This window comes from Brevibacillus sp. HD3.3A (genome assembly GCF_013284375.2).
Taxonomy (GTDB): domain Bacteria; phylum Bacillota; class Bacilli; order Brevibacillales; family Brevibacillaceae; genus Brevibacillus; species Brevibacillus parabrevis.
Genome location: NZ_CP085874.1, coordinates 1,417,171 through 1,434,044, shown reverse-complemented (window position 1 = coordinate 1,434,044; position 16,874 = coordinate 1,417,171). Strand labels below are relative to the sequence as shown.

Genomic DNA, 16,874 nt, shown 5'->3' with positions numbered 1-16,874 from the left:
TATGTAACCAAAAGACCGGGTTGGTGATTATAATTCTCACTAATAGTTTGATGTCAACGATAGCGAAAAGCACTAGACGGTGTCAATGCGGGGTATTTCGAGTGATTGGCTATCCCTTGCTTTCCCGTGTGTCAGGACTGTGACAGAGCTACATGCCACTTCCATTCAACGAATCTGCAGCTCCTATTCAGCCGTCTTTCCTCATGTACACATTGCGCATACAAAAAACAGCCGACGCTACACGCACGCATCGGCTGCTGTTGTTTATGATGAAAAAACACCGCTTTCCATTGGGCTTGAGTCTTTTGGTCCATCTTTCTCCTCCCAACTGCATAAGGCTACTTCTTCAGCAAAGCAATTCTGCATAGCGGTTGCCGTATCAAAGAGCGCCAACGGTAACTTGGCGTCAAATAGCTCATGACTGATTCAGGCAAAGTGAGGATCGGCCACACTTTTACACAGGAGAATCTATCAAAAGTTTTCCTCATAGTAGCATAACCTAGTATAGTCAGCTAGGCTGCCGACTTTAGTGCCTGGCACGGAAAATCGTTTGGTTAAAACATTGTTCGCAGATCATTCGCGGAAGCCGTCATATCCAACAAAAAAACGGCACTTCTGCCGTTTTTGCAAGATCCATCAAATCGTTTCTTTCATGTGACTGCGGTAGCGGCTGGCTTTACGGTCCAGCTGATAACTGACAAAGGTCAACAATGATGCAGCCACCGCAACGATCCCGCCTGCCCAGGATACGTCGATAAGTTCCCTGTTCACCGTGACGATTCCCCCGAGAGCCGCTCCAAATGCGATTCCGACGTTTATAGATACAGGAGCCAACGACGAAGCCAACTCCTTCGCTGCCGGATAATACTTATGTGCTACATCAATGAAATACAATTGCATGGTCGAGTTCATCATGTAAACAACAAGAGCAATGAGTGCGATACTAATTAAGGCTGCGACAATCGAATGGGAAGAAAAGTACAACGAAGCAAGGATAGCAGCTTGAATCAGAAACACATACCTCAACTTGCCAATCCCGTTTCGGATCGCCAGCTTCCCGCCAATGAGCGTGCTAAAAACGGAAACAACACCGTACAGCAAAAAAATGACGCCGATGTAACGCTCAGGCACGAATAGCACTTCTTGCAGCAAAGGAGCCAAATACGTATATACCGTATAGGTAGCCCCAATACTTAATGCGGGAATAAAAAAGCCGATAACAATACGCGGATTGGTTATGAGACCCATTTGTTTTTGCAAGGAACTCTTTGTTCCCCTCAGCTGTTTGGGAATGGTTACAGCGCTTACGATTAAGGATACGATACCCAATACGCTGGTAAACCAAAAAGCCATTTGCCAGCCGCTCCATTGCCCGATATACGTTCCGATCGGCACCCCGACTACGCTTGCTATCGTAAACCCCGCAAAAATAATCGATATAGCTGGCCCCCGCTTGTCGGCAGGCATCGTTTCATTCGCCACACTCATTGCAAGTGCGATCAGTACCCCGGTAACTACCGCTGTGACGATTCTGCTGGCAACAAGCAGTGCAAACGATCCCGATAAAGCCGTAATGACATTTGCGACAATAAACACCCCGATCAGGGCAAGCATCAACGGATACTTGGAAAATCGGCTCAAAACAGCCGTCAAGATCGGCGTGCTTATGGCAAACGTGATGGCAAAAACCGATACAAGCGAACCCGCCGTTGATATCGCTATTTTCAAATCTGCTGACACTTCATTGAGCAACCCGACAATCACAAATTCACTCGTTCCCAAGACGAAAGTTAATAAAAACAAATTGAAAATCAGTCGCTTATGTTGTTTCGCCATTCATTGAATCTCCTCTCCAGATGAACTTCCTCATGCTCTTTCTATGGCAACCTGCAACTCGGCAACGTGAGCTTCCGGATCGTTTGACTTTTCATGCGGCAAACAAATTTCGCGCCGCGGTTCATTCTCTTTCATGCGATATCCGTTCCGTTCAATCCACGCTGCCAATACCGCGCTTGCACTACAGGGGCGAGTCGTCCGGCAAAGGTGGATAAGCGTAGCCATCATCGGAACTTCCGACAATTGTTTCACCGTAAAAGGAGGCTGGCTCGGCATATCAAGAGTCAGAGGCCGTGCCACTTCCATGTCAATTTCGTCCTCGCTTTCTTCACAACCGTGCCAAAGTACAATTTGAGGCGTAGATGGCTGAACGGAATTTCCCAATTGATCATCCACCTGTTGGAAAAGCTCCGGAATTTGCTTGAGCGAAGCTTTTTGGCGGTAAGACAGCACAAGTTGAGGCCCGACTTCCTTTACAATAACGTCGTGCGACTTTTGATTCTCGCCTTCATTTTCGATGAAAGACAGCCGTTCCTTAATTTGCGTCAGTTTTGCCTGCTCCTTAGCCAAATTGGACAAAATCTCGCTTTCCTTCAACCGAAACATTCCCCGAATTTGTTCTTGCGAGATTTGCTCTCCTACCAACTGGCGAATTTGCTCTAACGAGAAGCCCAGTTCTTTAAAGGCCAAAATCCGATTGAGTTGAAACATTTGGTCAGCCGTATAATACCGATAACCTGTAAATCGGTCGGTGTGATTCGGCTTGAGCAAATTTAACTGGTCGTAGTAACGAAGCGTCTTTACGGACACCTGGCTGATTTTTGAAAACTCGCTGATTTTAAACATCCATCCATCTCCTTGCACGGGTCATTCTATTCTCTCCCTGGTCTTTTCCGAGTATAACGTTCCAGTTGAGGGGAGAGTCAAGGGAAGCGATCTAGGAGAAATTTTCGTATAAACCGGAATTTCTGCGTCTTCGCCATTTCTACCTGGAGCCGCTGAACCTGTCATTCGTCTCACCGTTTTAGTAGAAGACACTAGGTTGGCAACAAGATTCCTGCATCATTCAGAGGAGAATCCTGTTCGCGAGTCTTTCGTTGCTCTAACGTATCACGATTGCCCCTGCATTTATCTGAAAGTAAACAGGCCGCTCCCGACACAGAAAAAAGCAGCCTTCATTTTGGCTGCTTTGGATGTTTAAGTATGGTTAACCTACTAGCGCCTCCTTCACTCATACGTTTTCTGGCTGCTAAAACGTTTTGAGGGCTGCGGTTTGAAATGAAAAAACCCAGGATTTCTCCTGGGGAATTGTGGTGCATGCAACAGAACTATGGGGTAGTGACAAACAAGATCGTGTATGTGGCTGTTGTCGTTCCATCCGTTGCTGTAACCAGCACATAATCTCCTGTTTCCAAAAGGTCGAAGGAACCTTTTTCGACGTGAGAAGCAGAGAACAGCTTGACCGTTGCGCCATCTGGGCCTTCAAGATGACCCATCAATGCAGATCCGACATAGGTAGAACCACTGAAGAAGACAGCACTTCCATCAATCACTTTTGCGGCACTGTCGATTGTGAACATCGCAGTAGGTTTCGCAGTCAATGTCACATCATTGTTGATGGCAAAATCAGCGGTAACGGTCACAGAGCCCTTCTGTACCACATGATGATCAGCATCATCAGTAATCACGTAGCTAATCACTGCCGAGCCTCCACCTTGCCTCGAAATCTTGCCCTCTGTGTCGACTGAAATTTTGCTTGGATTGCTTGATGTCCAAGTAATGGTTTGTCCGGAACCTGCCGTGATCGTTTGATCCGGGGATATAGCCGTATCGCCTTCAGCAAGGTTTCCATTCGTTCCAGTACCCGAGTATGAAGGGTTGGTTTCTTGCGCTGTAGCGTAGACTGTCACAGTGACACTGTTTACAGCTCCATTAGAACTTGTATATTGGATCGTTGTCGTTCCAGGTGAAACTGCCGTGATCACTCCAGTGAAAGCATTCACAGTCGCTACTGACGGATTGCTCGATGACCAAATCTTGGTTCCTGGTTCTGTTGTTGTTGCTGTTCTCGTAATTGTCTCGCCAATCTGTAAAACTGTTGCAGATGTACCTACTCCTGTAATTGCTTGTCCGCTATTTCCGGCTAACCCAAAAACGGGCTTTTGCACAGACCAACACCGTGCAGGCGCCTTTCAACGCACACGGCGTTCCATCAACACTAAAGAAGGACTCCTTTCCTAGGACTTTAGAACTCCTACAACGGGCAATTTGATTGTATCATAGATTTCATCGGCTATAAAAGTAAATACTGAAAAATCAGTTTTGGGGGCTAGGCGTGAGGAGTTCGTGTAATTATTCTATCATTTTCGAATTATCGAGCCTCAGCAGATCAAATGAGATATCTGTATCAAATCACTGCTTATCAAAGTGAAATGGACAAGTTGTCATTCGCATACAGAGCTATTTGAAACTCGTCCATTTTTTTACATAAGCAGCTATAATGTGATGGTATCTCGATTTTTCCCACTTGGGAGGGCGTATAAGAATGGGATTGTTAGTTGATGAAATAAAAATACATATCAATGCGTATATTAACTATCTTACATTTAGAATTCGAAAATTGCTCTTCTACTTCTTTCCTGCCAATACATCGAGGACTAAACCATTATTGATATGCTACTTAGTAGCATCGCAGCCATCTTTGCTATACAGTAGAGTGTTAATGTAGAGCAACCATAGCTTCCCATCCCAAAAAGCAGGTACACTTTCCAGAAAAGTCTAGGATCAAGCAAAAAATTGGCGATGAACAAAATGTAAAACAGCATTACTGCCGTTTCCGTAGTTAAATGGTGAACTATTGAGATCAAACTACCGGCCTATGTCTACTAGCTGAGCTAACTTCTCTGTATTTGGTAGTACATCTGACCAGTTCGGACTTCCACCAGAGTCAGGTGTCACTGCCCTAAACAGGTCCTCAAATTCTCCAGTAATCACGCCTGCCTACGACAGGCGACGCGAAGGCGGTTGTAGAGGAGGGAACGGCATGACCGTTTCAATCCACGCCTGCCTACGACAGGCGACTGCCAAGACTCGACGCTGTATGCAGTTGTGTGATGTTTCAATCCACGCCTGCCTACGACAGGCGACTAGGGGACGTAGACAGTACAGGAGACCTCTCAGGTTTCAATCCACGCCTGCCTACGACAGGCGACTCAGGAACTTCACCAAAATTTAACGCCCTCCTTGTTTCAATCCACGCCTGCCTACGACAGGCGACGTTGGTTGACCTTACTTCTTGCGTTGATCGGAACTGTTTCAATCCACGCCTGCCTACGACAGGCGACGGAAGAAGGCTGGTGTAAGTCGGAAAGTATCACTGTTTCAATCCACGCCTGCCTACGACAGGCGACGCAGCAGTACGCGAAACGAGATCGAATATGCAAAGTTTCAATCCACGCCTGCCTACGACAGGCGACTACTATCTTGGCACTGAGTACGGGGAGGTCCAAGGTTTCAATCCACGCCTGCCTACGACAGGCGACCCGACGGTGTATACGAGTAACGTGACGATCGAGGTTTCAATCCACGCCTGCCTACGACAGGCGACGGAAAGTGGCTCAAGGCTACTTACGAAGAGACAGTTTCAATCCACGCCTGCCTACGACAGGCGACGGTGCGTGCGGTAGATGATGCGGATTTTGGTGCAAGTTTCAATCCACGCCTGCCTACGACAGGCGACATCCACCGATGCCAGCATAGTCGGCATCACACTTGTTTCAATCCACGCCTGCCTACGACAGGCGACGAGATGTTTCTCTTTTGTTTGATTACTCCATGTGGTTTCAATCCACGCCTGCCTACGACAGGCGACGAAACAAGCGGGCTGTCATATCGCTACACCGTTGTTTCAATCCACGCCTGCCTACGACAGGCGACTCAAAACCATATCCGCCGCCCTAATTGACGAGGAGTTTCAATCCACGCCTGCCTACGACAGGCGACATATCAGTCGCGCTGATCGAGATTGCTGTCCACATGTTTCAATCCACGCCTGCCTACGACAGGCGACGTAGTAACCTGCTGATCCATTAAGATGTCTTAAGTTTCAATCCACGCCTGCCTACGACAGGCGACTGCAATACCTAGGAAGCTTTGTCCTGACTAGGGATTTCACGCGATTTCCGCGAACCTCGTTTATACGGTCGCATAATACGCAGCAGCATATACCAAAAACACCTCGAATCCCAGCAACGGCAGGCATTTGCGAACCTCCCTGAAAATCGATGTGAGCCTAGTGTTCGCAAATGCCATATCCACTGCTAAATCATCAAAAACCCCTCTGGATCATACCCTTGTTTAGCGCCAACATGTTCAACCTTACCTTTCCAATTACTCCCAATCCGATAGAAGCGCAAGCTGTCCATCTCCGGATCTATAGTCTTTTTCAGCTTAATCTGCAATTCCTTCAGCTGCTGCGAATCAATCAAACATTCAAACACCGAATTTTGCACTCGCTGACCGTAGTCCTCGCATGTTTTGGCAACCTGTCTCAAGCGTCTTTGCCCATCAGCAGAGGTTGTATTCACATCGTAAGTAATTAACACCATCATCCCACATCACTCCTACTTCCAGAAAAATGGCGGGTAATCATCCAGGTCGCCACGCATATACCTGGCCAACAACATCGCTTGCGCGTAAGGAAGAAGTCCAACAGCAATCTTCTCTTCAAAAAATGGATGATAAATCTCGTCCCGCTTCCTCTGCTGCCACTCCGTCAAAACAAGCTTTCTGGCCTCATCGATCAATATAAACGCCCCGGACTCCTTCTCTACAAAGTCATCCTTGGTCACCTGTTTCCGGTTGATAAGCGTCAGCGCCGTTCTATCCGCCATATAGACCCGAAACTCCTCCATCAAGTCCAACGCCAGGCCATTCCGCCCCGGACGATCCCGATGCAAATATCCGGCCTGAGGATCAAGTCCGACCGTCTCCAGTGCATGAGTAACATCATTCGCAAGCAACGTGTACAGAAATGATAGCAGTGCGTTCACCCGGTCCCGAGGAGGACGTTTCACTCGGCCCCTAAACTCGAAGTCCTCTTTATTTGCCAAAATTTGCTCTGGCAACACCGAAAAATAATGCCGCGCCGCCAGTCCTTCGATTCCTCGCAGTTCATCCAGTGACTTTGCCTTCACGACTTCCCTCATTTGCCGATCCAGCCACGTCACAACTGACTGACAATGTTCCGCCTGAATACGTTCTGCGTAGTCACGGAGCGTACGCTTAACGGACACTCTTGCATTGACAAGCTTGGAATAGATGAACCGTTTCGCCAGCAGCAGCGACTGGTCCTCCCTGTCGCACCAGCGGTACTGCGTACGCCGCAGGTGAATATTGCCGGATACCTCACCCGTCACCCGTGCCTTGAACCGGCCCGAGGGCGTCAGAAACACAAGTGAAATTCCGTTGTCCACACATAAGTTCATCGCTTCCGGACTGACGCCGACATAGCCAAAAATAACAATCGACTCCAAATTAATTCGCGGCACCTGCAATTCCTTGACGCCTTCAGCGCTTACAAGCAGTGTTTCGCCTCTCGCCCTCAGATAGGCATTTTCCATCGTGATATACAAGGTGTTCAACAATCGCCTCATTGTCTATGCCCTCCGATCCACTGCTCCACATAAGCGGCAGCCGACTTTGCACCTCTGCTGCTCCACTTCGGCTGGCATAACGATACAAGCGAGCATTGGCGGCAATGCGTCTTGTACACCGCCTTGGGCGTCCGTGACTCCGCATGCATTTTCGTCATTTCAACCGTAATTTTCGCTACGCGCTCCCGCAGTCCAGAGGTAAGTTCAATCTTCTCGCGCTTCCTGACCTCGTGATAAAATATTTCTCCCTCAGAAATGGATACACCCATCATTTCCTCCAGACAAATTGCCTGCGCGCATAGCTGAAGCGCATCGCGGTCATCTCTCTTCGGCTTACCCCGTTTATACTCCACCGGTATGACCGACCAATAGCCTGCACGCCCTTCCAGCACAACCGTTGCCGACGAAGGCTGCTCCTGCCGTCTAAATTCCACCATATCCGCCGTCCCACGAACGCGCAAAGCCTCGGATACAAGCGGCATAGAACGCACCACCCTTTTGTCTCCCCGCGTCTCGTCAAATTGCGGATCGTCCACCATACGATGCACATCGTTGCCTTCTGTCGTCAGCACATTTTCTTTCCACTGTTGCTCCACATGAATAAGCGCCCACTGTCTAGGGCAAAAGGCGAAATGCTGAATGCCCGACAGCATCAGATAATCGTCAGGTTCCAATGCCGTAACCGTCATATGAACCTACAGCTTTTCCAAAATACGAACCCCGTCAGGAGCCGCGTAAATATCAACGACATAATCGTCGAAAGAGCGAGGAATATCCGATCCCGGCTTGCGGTATACCTGGACGAGTTGGAACAGCTTATGCGCCGGCGCGTTGCCCAGCCGGGTCTCATGCTCGAATACGATCAGCTTCTGTGCAGCCATCTTGCCCCTTGCAGCCGAGCGGTCATGGTCGAACATGTTGACAAGCGCACTCCACAGCAGCTCCAGGTCCTCTTCACCAAAATTCGTCTGATTCGCCAACGGCGCGGAAATAAAGCCTTCCATTCTGTACAGTCCGTACGGAACGATGCTCTTGCGTCCCATCGTGCGCTCCTTCTCCGCGTCCTTCTCGTTCGTCACCGCCATCCGCGTAATCGTAACATCCATCGGCGAGATTGGATCGATGCTCCGCGCAAAGCTGAACTGCACTGGTCCGCGCACTTGCCCGCAATTGACTCCGGTCGTCATGACCGCGCCGAAAGCGCGAATATCGTAGTACTTGTCGCACATCCAGCGAGCTAGCGTCTGCTGGTCCTCTCTTTTCTTAGCGGCCATCTTGTCCGGCTTGTTGTCCTTCAATTCCATGTCCGGATGATGGAGGAAGGCTTCTTTGTTCAAATTGTTCAGCACAGCGGCTTCCTTGACATAAATACCGTATGAATCCCGATCACCCTGCGCCAGTTCAATATAGTTGCGCACTTTACGCTTGATGGACACATCTGTTACAAGCCCGCAACCAGTCTCTGGATCAATGCGTGGCAGGTTGCCTGCATCTGGGTCGCCATTCGGATTTCCGTTTTCTACATCGAACAACAGCACAAATTCATACCGTTTTGAAAGCGGTGTTTTTTCCGGCATAATCAAATCCCTCTCTTTCCAAATATATAGTGCTATTCGTGCGTCTCCGTCTGCTCAACCTGCTGCAACGCATCCGCAGGCTCCGATGATGAAGATGTATAGAAGCTTTGCCGCTTATGATAATAGCCGATGGCAAATATGCCCTGCTCCTCCAATGTGAGACGGCGGGGGAAACGGTCCGGCAGCGAACCCATCACATCCTGTATCAAATGGTTGTTGTAGCCGCCCCATTTCTCGTCCTTAGACACATGATGCTGGGCCAGATGAAGCAGCCGTGGAAATACATTAGCCGGGGAAGCCGATGCCGCTCCCCAGAAACGGTCGCGAATCGTTGCGTTAATGCCTGCTCCTAATGCGCTCGCCTGTGTCTTCTCCAAGCAAGCGAACAGCCTTCCCAAATTGTACGCCACGTTCGTAGAATCTTTATTTTCCGCCACTGACAATTCTCCTTCCATCGTCTTGTCTTGGTTGCTCCGGTAAGCTCGAAGCAAATATGCCTTGATCATCGCCGCCCGAATGCTGCCAATTTTGTACAATCCTTTGCGCGGATCGTCCGAATCCACCCTGACGCGATTCATCAGCTGGGCGAACACCGCCTTCGAATACGGCAGTCCTTGCAGGATCGAGCGGAGCATCTGGCCTTCCATATTGGGCGGGATGTTGCTCCAGTCATGACCGACGGCCAGCTCCTTCAACAATTGCCGCACCGTTGGCGTTCGATCCAGACCGACAATGGCAAGATCCTTGTAATGGCGCCACACTCGCTCCCCGATCTCCCCAAGCGTACCTTTGTAGAAGAAACGAATGGACAAACGCGCTGCATTAGGCGATATTCCCAACACGTAAAACGTTGTCTCAAAATGTAAATCCCCGAATGTATCCCGAAACTCCTGGCCGTTCCGCACTCGGGACATCGCACTTTTCACCCGCTCGCGCACGCTGTCGGGATCGGGCGGCTGCCCGTTCTCTCCATCCCCGTCGCCTTGATACTCCTGCATCAGGCTTGCCAGGAAGATCTGCTCATGATCGAGCGACGACTCCGCCCAGAACACAACTGTCATATCGTTCATTCTGACGCGGTGCCTGGGATCGGCAAGCAATTTGTTCAGCACATAACCGTAAGCATCGGCCGCTTTCTTCGAAGTAGGCGCATTAAACGACTTCTCCCTGCCGAAGGAGATAAACGAATCTTTGTTGAACGATACAAGTGCTGCTCCTGATGATTGGGCTCCGACTACATTTTTGATGTTGGGGTGCAACCGCGCAATTTCTCCTACGGATACAGTTTCACCGGATACAAGACATCTCTGCGTCACATCGGAGTGGTCCGTATCGGCCTGTGCCTTCAAATAGCGCTCCCACGCCTTCTGCAGCAAACGGTTGTCTTGCAAGAAGCGGCCTGTTGGCGCATACTTCAGCACGCACAGTCCGCCTGACGAAAGCAATGTGCTTACATCCTCTCTTAGCAACCTTTCGAACTGTCCTGCCAATTCCTCCGTATCCCATTCTATGAAGCGCAACAAAGCCTCCAACTCCGGCGCATCGGCATCCGTATCCGCATAAGCCAGCACCTTGCGCCAGAGCGACTGCAGCTCTTTGCGACACGTTTCCCGCAGCGAAAGCGCCGCCCCGAACAAATAGTCTGCCTTGTCGCAGAGAAAATAGGGGAAGACATTCACAGATCGCTTCACCTGCTCTGGCACATTAAAGGTTCTCTTGATCGGCTTCCCCTTCTCGTTCACATAAGAAATAACGTCAACAACCGTACCGCTCTCATCCAGATGCACTTCGAACGAAACGTCAGCTGCGGAGTAGCCTTCCCTTGGCATGTTATCGCCGTCCTGCCCCAGCAAAATATGATAATAAGAATGAAGCGCCTGTAAAATCATCCGATCACCTCCCGGGGACTCGGAACGCTGATAACTCCATCCACCATTTGAGCCCGGAAGAAATACGGCGTTACCTCCTTGACCTCCCCCTTCTCATCCAATTGGAAGGACTGATCGTATAGCATGTATCCAAGATCAACGGTTCCTTGATGCGGATTGGAAGGTACTGTTGGCGTTCCCTCTATCAGCTCAAAGCTAACGGGAAACTCCCGTGTCCCAAAATACGGTCGATGGAAGCACTGACCCTGCCGCGCTCTTCGCAGAAAAATGTTGTAATGCTTTTCAGGACTTTCTTCACTTCCGCGCCGGTCCGTCATTTCAAAGTGAGCTTCAATGATATACTCCACATTTCTAAGTACCAGGGACGCTCTCTGCTGCCGCTCCTCCGAGGCGTAAATCGCCGCTTTCCGCGCAGAAGCTTTGGTTTCCACCTCATTACGCCGAATATTCTCGAAGCGGATAGGCTGCAGCACATGAATCCGGTCCACGATCCAGCGTATGGCCGGCTTCCAGTGGATGGCCTCCAGTATGCCTCGCGCCGCCGATGGCGTTATTACATCGTAGCTAACCCTCTCCACCTTCATCTCCGGCCTTGTAAAGCAAGCATAATCGCCCCAAACCTTCAACTTGATCCCATACCCCATTGACGCAACTCCTTCCTAAAATAATAAAACCTCATGCTCCACCAAATCCTCAGGCTGAAGCAAGCCCGTCTCTTTGTTGTAATAGGCGCTTTCCGTTAAATAAAGAACGCCACCGCTGCTCGCAAGCAGATCAGCTCTGAGCATGGCAGCCAGCTCGAATTGATAGACCTGCACCGAGTAAGTCTGCAGCTTGCGCATAATACCAGCGGGATGAGCACTGTATCTCAATGCCTCAATGGCTTCCGTCGCTTTGGCATCATAAGGAACGACGATACTTTGCATCTGACCATCAATAAACTGGAATCGATCCGCAATCTCTTCATACGGAATTTGGAGATTCATATTTTTGAGGCTAAGTAGCTCCATGATGCCTTTATCGTCCGTTTTCTGGAGAACGGTGTTGTCATTGAATCCATAGATTCGGTCAAAATAGTTCCGCATGGCTGACAGCGAAAGCGCGTCACCCTCATACCGCAGTACATGCTGCGCTTCCGCCGCCGTCTCCTTCATCCAACCTTTTGTCGGCATGCCGTGCCGCTCCGGGTAAAATACACGCACCTCGCCCAGTACCGCCCCCCCTTCGCGATTGCATCTGCCAGCGGCTTGCGCAATGGAATCCAATCCGGCCATCGCCCGAAACACCTTAGGGAAGTCGACATCGACTCCCGCTTCTATTAATTGCGTGGATACGACGCGACATGGCAGCCCTGCCGCCAACCGTTTCTTTATCTCCTCCAATATGCTCTGGCGATGGGATGCGCACATGCGGCCACTCAAATGATAGATGCCATCTATATGCAGCAACTTTAGATGTTCGAACAGCAGTCTGGCATGCTTGCGCGTATTGACGATACAAAGGACTTGTCCCGCATCCGCAATCCAGTCCACGACAGTTTCGTCAGTGACTGCATCGTCGACTGCACCGTAAACGGAGACTTGAACTCTTTTGAACATATCCATTAATTGCACGGGTGTCGGATCATCCAAAATTTCTTTAGTTTGAACTCCCAGCTTGTCCCATGGGGGCTGTGTTGCCGTACATAGCACCACCGAACACTGGTAATGCTCCACAAGCTCCTGAATCGCATGCAGACATGGCATCACATAGCCTCGCGGAAGACTCTGTGCCTCATCGATCACGATGACGGAGCCGGCAATATTGTGCAGCTTGCGGCACTTGCTTCTTCGGTTCGAGAACAACGATTCAAAAAACTGAACAGATGTCGTGACGACAACAGAAGCATCCCAATTTTCCGAATTCAGCTTGAGCAACCGTGCTTCCTTCGGATCATGATTCTCTTCGTACTCTTCCATATTGAAATTGCTGTGATGCTCAAGTACGGCATCTTCACCAAGCGCCCTCCGAAACACTCTCGCATTCTGTTCTATTATGCTCGTAAAAGGGATGACATAGATGATGCGGCGTAGTTTGCAAACCTTGGCATGCTCCAAGGCGAAAACCATAGACGATAGCGTCTTGCCGCCGCCCGTCGGCACCGATAGCGAGAACAGTCCTCGGGCCGACTGGGCCTGCCGTCGACACACATCTTGGATTTGCCTGCGCTGTCTGTTGATTTGGGTATCTTCGGCCTGCTTGAAAGGACGCAGATAATTGTTCAACCGCTCCAGCAATTGTTCCATCGACGGTTGATTTCGTTCCTGTATCATAAGACGGTCGGCATCACTCGCGAAATCTCTCGTATCGATAGAATCCGCATCGACTAAGCAGGAATACAGCATTCTGCCAAGAAAACTGTATTTCCAAGCTAAAAGGTGCTTATGCTTCAGCAGCAGCTCCGGTTGAAAGACTGGTGGAATCGGTACCTTACCCAACGGAACTTGTATTTCGTCCCATGCGGAAGACCATGACGGAATTTCGGCATCGCTCTTGGACACGCGCTTCTTGAATGAACCCTCTTCGTCCCGAGTACCGTAGTTTTGCAGGCCGCCATGATGACCAGAAATAGACATCGCAGCCAGCGTCGCCAAATATGCGGCCGCACCGCTCGTTCCAATGTGCCTGCTGTACGACTGCTTGTCCAGCATCCATTTCGCTCCCGCAGTAGAATGATCTACCCGCACATTTTTCCCTCTCACCCGTTCCTGGAAAAGCTCTGAATATTTGCCGACATCATGCATGAGGCCGATTATATAGCCCAATTGGCCTAGTCCAAATATATCCGCGTTGCTTTTGCACCTTTCCGCAACCGCTTCCAAATGGATCTTCAATAGCTGATAATCTCCGTTGTCCTTGCTGTGGGCGTAAAATTCCATGGATCTCCTCCTGTCAAAAAAGGGATGCACATAGATATTATTGTTGGAATTTGTAGCAAACTGTAACAGGATTAAATGAACATTTCTACGCCTAAAGTCTCATTCCTTTTAAATTTAATTATTTTTACATAAATGATAGATTATGGTACAAATTGCGGCACCCAAACCATTTCTAGCCCCACCCATTTGTTAGAGCTTCGAATTTACGTCAAACTTGATACTCCTTTATTTACAATAAAAAACGGCATCTCTGCCGTTTCCGTAGTTAACATTATGATGGAACATAGCCGGATCGAACCGCTTACCTCTACATTGCCAGCGATGCGCTCTCCCACAATAGTTTGTTTCACTCCCCATAAATCCGAAACAAACTAAACGACACATAATGAACGAGGCACCTGGAACATCGTTTTATTATAGTGAGAAAGTTATGCAAGCCACATGTTTACCCCGCCAACAGGACTGCTGCTAAAAAGACGAACTGAAGCCCTGTACGAAGAAGTAGCTTAGGTACAGGTCTCCCCCCAATCGTTAAGGATTCCCTGGCCGCACGCACATTGGCTGGGAACATCGCCACCAGCAGCACGGCCAAACCTATGGAAGCCGCCTGAGAGGTGGCAGGGAACAGAATGCCGATGGCTCCGGCAATTTCCAGCAACCCGGTAGCTGTCACGATCCAACCTGGCTTCGGAAAAATCGGCGGAACCATGCGGATTAGGTCAGGACGTTTTGCCCCCCAGTGGGCAGAAGCGGTAAGCAGCAGCATAACAGCTACCGCTCCCTGAAGCGAGGAATGCCACCCTTCGAAATAAGACAAGCCGATTAACCCGAGAATCTTGAACAGCAGAAAAGCTCCGACAAGCACGTAAAAAGGCACCATTTTCATCTCTCCCTTTAGGAATCTGCTTATTAAGGAACGTGACGAGGGTCAGACCCTTGTTCTATTCGCTGTTGTCCCCAGCCTTTTATAGAAGCCTGTCACTGCCAAGAGGTATACCATCAACCATCACGATGGGCGGTCGCCGTAATGGCGATGCCGAAAACTGCCCAAGAGCGGGAAGTCTCACGATACTCCTTGGAGATTTTGCCGCTTTTGATGTGGTGGAAGCCGTAGCGAATCATTCTGAGCTGCAACGGAATAAGTACGGCTAACCAGGCTAGTTTTTATCTTTATGCCGAGCATTTGGTGTCTATATGCCAATTATAAAATACCGACCGTCGGTTTGTAAATGAGCAATTTCTTTTTTGGAGATATTTATCATTGCGCTTTTCTTCTCCTCATAAAATTGAAGTATTTTAGGGAACCATGCTATTTTAGGTTCCTAAGATATGCTCATAGAACGTTTGAATCACAACAAAAAAACGGCATCTCTGCCGTTTTGACGATTAAGTATGGTGGAGACAAGGGGGATCGAACCCCTGACCTCTTGACTGCCAGTCAAGCACTCTCCCAGCTGAGCTATGCCCCCACGATAAAATTAAAGCTGGTATTCATTTTTTGGTAGTACATTTGACCAGCTCGGACTCCCAGCTGAGCTAATGCCCCATTATGTATTCTTCAGCGATATTACTGCCTCAGTGTTCTAAGTATAGCACACGGTCCGTTTACACTGCAAGCGAAAAAACAGGAAAAATTCCCACTCCTTTTGAAAAATCCTTCGGCCATTCCTTCGCCTTTTCATTTAAAGAAGGGAGTCGTTAGTTTGATGGCCTGATGGTGTGTCAGCTGTGCTAATCGTGCTTTCTTTTTGGGGAGCAGCCGAGTGGCGAAGAGGAATAGGGGGCAAAACTGGTGGGTGACCCTTCCGCCCCAGTTGCTCTCTCTGACTCACCCCACCAAGCCGCAAACATTTACTCCCCAGACCCCTTACCTGCCTCCCTCTCTCTTCCCACGCCCTACTCTCCCAACTCCCCCTCCATAAACTTCATCAAATAAACCTCCGGCCGCTTCATAAATTCTGCAAAGCTGGCCAGGTCGGCATATTCCTGGTGCTCCTCGTCGTAGCAGCCGATCATGCCTTTTTTCTGTGGGTTCCATACCAAAACCAAACCGGAGTAGTTGTCGACGCAGGCGGAGATGCGCAGCAGCTTTTTGCGACCGATTTTCATTTCGACCGTATCTGTCAGGGACAAAAAATCGATGTGCTTTATCTCGAAATCATTGTCTGCAAGCTTCACGTGCAAGTTGTCTCCGGTGAGGAAGGCGATTAGCTCGGCGGACAGCTTGTGCTTTTGCAGTTCGTATTTTCTGTTCTCCAGATCATGCAGCTCGGCGGGCTCCAACGATTTTAAATAGGCGGCCAGTTCGTCCTGCTTGTTGCTGACGGCAATCGTGTAAGGGCGCTCGCCGCCTTTTTCCGCGAGGGTGACGTCTGCGCCGCGCTCGACCAAGTATTTGACCATGCCGACGTTGCCCATGCGGGTTGCGACGGTCAGCGGTGTTGCCTTGTACGGATAGACCATGTCTGGCTGATTGTAGTTGATGTCTACGCCATGCTCCAGCAAGTAATCGATTGTTTTGCGGTCGTTGTCCGCTGCGGCCTTGCGCAGCACCTCTCCTGCGTGCTGTCTGATGTCCAGACCGAGCTCGTGGATCAGCGGGATATTGCTTTTTTGGCCGTAGTAGGCTTGCTCATATGCGCCGGATTTGACCCGGTTCAGCATATCCATGCGAGCGCCTTGCTCTGCAATATAGCGGACGATGTTTTCTTTGCAATAGCGGACAGCCAGCAAAAAAGCAGGCTTCTCTTTCGCATTGAGGTTGGCGCCGTGTTCGACGAGAAGCTTGACTACTTCCAGCTTCTCCGCCATTAACGCCAACTCCAGCGGGCTTACTGTCGTGTATTGGCTCAAGACGATTTCTTTTTCCAGATCCCAGCCGGCTGCCAAGGCTGCCTGCAAAGCGTCGACATTTCCTTCGTAAATGTGCGCTGCGATCTCTGGCAACACCTCAAAATTCCCTAAGTCCTTGATCTTGGGCATGTGTGGCCCCTCCCTTTT

The 16,874-nt window shown here is 49.6% G+C and carries 12 protein-coding genes, 1 tRNA gene and 1 CRISPR repeat array; all 13 genes read right to left on the bottom strand.

What is annotated here, in order from left to right; translation table 11 throughout:
• Nucleotides 1-636 precede the first annotated feature (636 nt).
• The 13 genes from HP435_RS07100 to HP435_RS07040 all read right to left on the bottom strand — a co-directional run bounded on the left by HP435_RS07100 (nucleotide 637) and on the right by HP435_RS07040 (nucleotide 16,856).
• Nucleotides 637-1,836, bottom strand: a complete 1,200-nt coding sequence (locus HP435_RS07100) for an MFS transporter (protein ID WP_173598430.1) — start codon at nucleotides 1,834-1,836, stop codon at nucleotides 637-639.
• 30 nt (nucleotides 1,837-1,866) lie between these two features.
• Nucleotides 1,867-2,682 carry a MerR family transcriptional regulator gene (locus HP435_RS07095; protein ID WP_173598431.1) on the bottom strand — a complete coding sequence of 272 codons (816 nt, stop codon included), beginning with the start codon at nucleotides 2,680-2,682 and terminating at the stop codon, nucleotides 1,867-1,869.
• Nucleotides 2,683-3,164: 482 nt separating this feature from the next.
• Complete coding sequence (locus HP435_RS07090) at nucleotides 3,165-4,004, bottom strand: Ig-like domain-containing protein (RefSeq protein ID WP_122962945.1); 840 nt, start codon at nucleotides 4,002-4,004, stop codon at nucleotides 3,165-3,167.
• An 814-nt stretch (nucleotides 4,005-4,818) separates the two neighbouring features.
• Nucleotides 4,819-5,970: a CRISPR direct-repeat array (repeat unit 32 nt; unit sequence GTTTCAATCCACGCCTGCCTACGACAGGCGAC).
• Nucleotides 5,971-6,155: 185 nt separating this feature from the next.
• A complete protein-coding gene (cas2, locus tag HP435_RS07085; protein ID WP_122962944.1) occupies nucleotides 6,156-6,446 on the bottom strand; it encodes a CRISPR-associated endonuclease Cas2 in 291 nt (96 codons plus the stop codon).
• 12 nt (nucleotides 6,447-6,458) lie between these two features.
• The gene (gene cas1c / locus HP435_RS07080) at nucleotides 6,459-7,490 is read right to left on the bottom strand and encodes a type I-C CRISPR-associated endonuclease Cas1c (RefSeq protein ID WP_063229213.1); all 1,032 of its coding nucleotides are present in this window, start codon (nucleotides 7,488-7,490) and stop codon (nucleotides 6,459-6,461) included.
• Nucleotides 7,487-8,179, bottom strand: coding sequence for a CRISPR-associated protein Cas4 (gene cas4, locus HP435_RS07075; RefSeq protein ID WP_217364958.1), 693 nt, complete (start codon nucleotides 8,177-8,179; stop codon nucleotides 7,487-7,489). Before cas4 ends, cas1c begins: the two co-directional genes overlap by 4 nt.
• A gap of 6 nt (nucleotides 8,180-8,185) precedes the next feature.
• Entirely contained in the window at nucleotides 8,186-9,067 is an 882-nt protein-coding gene (gene cas7c / locus HP435_RS07070; protein ID WP_122962943.1) for a type I-C CRISPR-associated protein Cas7/Csd2, read from the bottom strand.
• A gap of 32 nt (nucleotides 9,068-9,099) precedes the next feature.
• On the bottom strand, nucleotides 9,100-10,956 hold the full coding sequence (gene cas8c, locus HP435_RS07065; RefSeq protein WP_173598432.1) for a type I-C CRISPR-associated protein Cas8c/Csd1: 1,857 nt from the start codon (nucleotides 10,954-10,956) through the stop codon (nucleotides 9,100-9,102).
• The gene (gene cas5c, locus HP435_RS07060; protein ID WP_122962941.1) at nucleotides 10,953-11,600 is read right to left on the bottom strand and encodes a type I-C CRISPR-associated protein Cas5c; all 648 of its coding nucleotides are present in this window, start codon (nucleotides 11,598-11,600) and stop codon (nucleotides 10,953-10,955) included. Before cas5c ends, cas8c begins: the two co-directional genes overlap by 4 nt.
• Before the next feature lie 15 nt (nucleotides 11,601-11,615).
• The gene (cas3, locus tag HP435_RS07055) at nucleotides 11,616-13,874 is read right to left on the bottom strand and encodes a CRISPR-associated helicase Cas3' (RefSeq protein ID WP_122962940.1); all 2,259 of its coding nucleotides are present in this window, start codon (nucleotides 13,872-13,874) and stop codon (nucleotides 11,616-11,618) included.
• 445 nt (nucleotides 13,875-14,319) lie between these two features.
• Complete coding sequence (locus tag HP435_RS07050; RefSeq protein WP_173596103.1) at nucleotides 14,320-14,754, bottom strand: DoxX family protein; 435 nt, start codon at nucleotides 14,752-14,754, stop codon at nucleotides 14,320-14,322.
• 513 nt (nucleotides 14,755-15,267) lie between these two features.
• A tRNA-Ala gene (locus HP435_RS07045) sits at nucleotides 15,268-15,343 on the bottom strand.
• Nucleotides 15,344-15,770: 427 nt separating this feature from the next.
• Nucleotides 15,771-16,856, bottom strand: a complete 1,086-nt coding sequence (locus HP435_RS07040; RefSeq protein WP_173598433.1) for an ankyrin repeat domain-containing protein — start codon at nucleotides 16,854-16,856, stop codon at nucleotides 15,771-15,773.
• Between the last annotated feature and the right edge of the window lie 18 nt (nucleotides 16,857-16,874).